1 tRNA gene is annotated in these 303 nt (G+C 50.8%); it reads right to left on the reverse strand.

Going from position 1 to position 303, the window contains the following annotated elements:
• Position 1: 1 nt before the first annotated feature.
• Positions 2 to 77, reverse strand: a tRNA-Gly gene (locus tag ACSZPU_RS26450).
• Positions 78 to 303: the final 226 nt, after the last annotated feature.

Consider the following 303-nt stretch of genomic DNA (forward strand, 5'->3'; position numbering starts at 1 on the left):
TTGGAGCGGGAAACGAGACTCGAACTCGCGACCCCGACCTTGGCAAGGTCGTGCTCTACCAACTGAGCTATTCCCGCTTAATCTTCGTCTTTTAAGTTGCCACCGCGTTAGCTGCCTTCACTCACCTCAGTCACTTACTTAAGTAAGCTCCTAAGGACTCTTTCAGTTGCCGCCTTGTTGCAACTCAAAATCCTGTGATTCGGATGGTACGTACCTTTCGATACTTTTCAAATTTTGGAGCGGGAAACGAGACTCGAACTCGCGACCCCGACCTTGGCAAGGTCGTGCTCTACCAACTGAGCT

This window comes from Phytobacter sp. V69 (assembly GCF_965644215.1).
GTDB lineage: Bacteria > Pseudomonadota > Gammaproteobacteria > Enterobacterales > Enterobacteriaceae > Phytobacter.